Origin of the sequence: Neobacillus sp. NPDC093127 (assembly GCF_044754175.1) — a bacterium.
Taxonomy (GTDB): Bacteria; Bacillota; Bacilli; order Bacillales; family Cytobacillaceae; genus Neobacillus.
In genome coordinates this window covers 1-2,607 of sequence record NZ_JBIVOP010000055.1, presented here as the reverse complement: position 1 = coordinate 2,607, position 2,607 = coordinate 1, and the positions used below count along the sequence as shown (strand labels likewise).

Annotated in this window: 1 protein-coding gene; it reads left to right on the top strand. The window is 35.2% G+C overall.

Annotation, left to right across the window (positions count from 1 at the left end; genetic code table 11):
* Positions 1 to 708 precede the first annotated feature (708 nt).
* Positions 709 to 2,508 carry a group II intron reverse transcriptase/maturase gene (gene ltrA / locus ACIQCO_RS27955; RefSeq protein ID WP_400435436.1) on the top strand — a complete coding sequence of 600 codons (1,800 nt, stop codon included), beginning with the start codon at positions 709 to 711 and terminating at the stop codon, positions 2,506 to 2,508.
* Positions 2,509 to 2,607: the final 99 nt, after the last annotated feature.

Below are 2,607 nucleotides of genomic sequence, written 5' to 3'. Positions count from 1 at the left end.
ATTGTACTGTGCGAAACGTTTCCTTATAAGTGCGAAAGCACGAAAAAGGAGGATTGCTGAAAGGCAATTATAACTGATTAATCGAAACTCGGAATGATAGCCGTCATGTTGAGCTGAAACGAGTTATCTGATACTCCTACATGCACGGAATGGTAGTAGCCCGAACGTGTATGAAGCTAGGTGAAGTCGGCTGAAATGTACCTAAGTTCTTAAACAGAATATGGTTCATGATAGGCCGGGATGCTACAAAATATCTAAGGTGAGAATGTCCAGATGGACTGACGAACTTGCGAATGTACGGGTCTAGAATTTAATACGCTCGAAAGACGTATGCTGTAAATGCAGTGTCAAACACCGAAAAGTACGACTAGTACATAGGAACCTCGGAATATCTAACTAATGAGGATATAGAATTGACAGGCTTAAAGTAAGCACCTACGGATATATGTAAAGCTAGGTTAATCGGAACGTTGTAAGTAAGAAACATCCACTATTAAAAGACTACTATCTGGATGGTGTCTATAAGATAAATAAACATCGAAGTGACTTTATTCTTGCGAAAGTAGGGATATAGTACCAATGAAACGTGTAACGAGCGTGGAGGGATGGTCCCAAGTCTTATTCTTTGAAGGCAAATCAATCTAATGAAACTCACAGGGTCGAGTAAGATGATGGGATTTTCCGCAAGGAAGGAGAAACAATCCATCGGTGAGTACAGCTTTACGGCATGCAGAATATTACAGTATGCAAGACATATTTGATGACCTTTACGAGCGAAGTAAAAACAATGCTACAAAGGGTTTAAGGCTATATGAACATATCATATCGAAAGACAATATCTTATTAGCCTTTCGAAACATCAAAGCGAATACAGGTTCAAAAACAGCTGGAACTGATGGTATCACGATTGATAAATATAAAATTGAAAACGTTGATGAATTTATTGAAGTAATTCGAAAAGCAGTAAAGAATTATAAACCTCAAACGGTACGAAGAGTTGAAATACCTAAACCGAATGGAAAGAAAAGACCATTAGGAATTCCAACTATGAGAGATAGATTAATACAACAGATGTTCAAACAAGTATTAGAACCAATTTGTGAAGCTAAGTTTTATCACCATTCATACGGTTTCAGACCAAATAGGTCAACTCATCATGCAATGGCTAGATGTCAGTTCTTAGTCAATAATGTGAAGTTACATCATGTAGTAGATATTGATATAAAAGGTTTCTTTGACAATGTAAGCCATTCAAAATTAATTAAACAAATGTACAGTATAGGAATACGGGATAAAAGAGTATTAGCCATTGTTTCAAAAATGCTAAAGGCACCAATAAAAGGCATAGGTATTCCAACTAAAGGAACTCCGCAAGGAGGTATCCTTTCCCCCCTTCTATCGAACATTGTTTTAAATGATTTAGATTGGTGGATAGCTAACCAATGGGAATGCTTAAAACTAAAACATTCTTATGCACCTAATAGTAAGACTAGAGCCTTAAAGAAAACGAATCTGAAACAAATGTATATAGTCAGATATGCGGATGACTTCAAGATTTTCACAAATTCTCATGAATTAGCTATAAAAATACACCACGCCACCAGAGAATATCTAAAAAATCAATTAAACCTTGATATATCTTCCGAGAAATCGGCGATTACTAATCTAAGAAAAAGAAAATCCGATTTTCTAGGTTTTTCTCTCAAAGCAGTATCCAAGCGTAATAAATACGTAGCCAATACACATATTTCAGATAATAAGAAGAAAAGCATACTAGAGAAACTTAGATATTTAATTCGTGAAATTCAAAATAAGCCAACACCAATAATTGTTTTGGATTATAACGTTTATATTCTCGGAATTAAAAATTACTATAAGATCGCAACTCATATCAATAAAGACTTTGGAAAAATAGCCTATCGTCTAATGAAAACCATGTATAATCGTCTAAAATCAATTGGGAAGTATGGAAAACCAATTAATCCATCGGAAACTTACAAGAGACTTCATAAGAATAATTTCAAAACATATAAAATTGCTGGTTTGCACTTATTTCTCTTAGGAGATACACAAACAAGCAATGCTATGAACTTCAGTCAAGATATATGTGACTATACAAAAAAAGGAAGGCTCAAACTTCATCAAAATCTCAGAGCTGACATTGCCATAGAAATAAACAAGATGTTAAAAATACCTTACGGTAGAGACAACTTAGAATTTGCAGATAACAGAATTTCAAGGTACTCTATGCAACTAGGAAAATGTGCTGTAACAGGGGAATTTTTAACATCTGACAAGCTGCACTGTCACCACAGGCTACCCCGAATTATGGGAGGGACAGATGAATTTATCAATCTTGTAATCGTGCATGAAGATGTACATAGATTAATCCATGCTACTAATGAAACGACGATTGAACGATATAGGAACATTCTTCAATTAGATGGTAAACAATTGAAGAAGCTAAACCAATTTCGTAAAGTTTGTAATTTAATTGCTTTAGTCTAAAAGAATAAGATGGAACGCCTAATGCGGTGAAAATCGCACGTTGGGTGTGGAGCAGGGGAAAAGCTGGAGATTACATCAAACGCTTACCTATTGCTATTA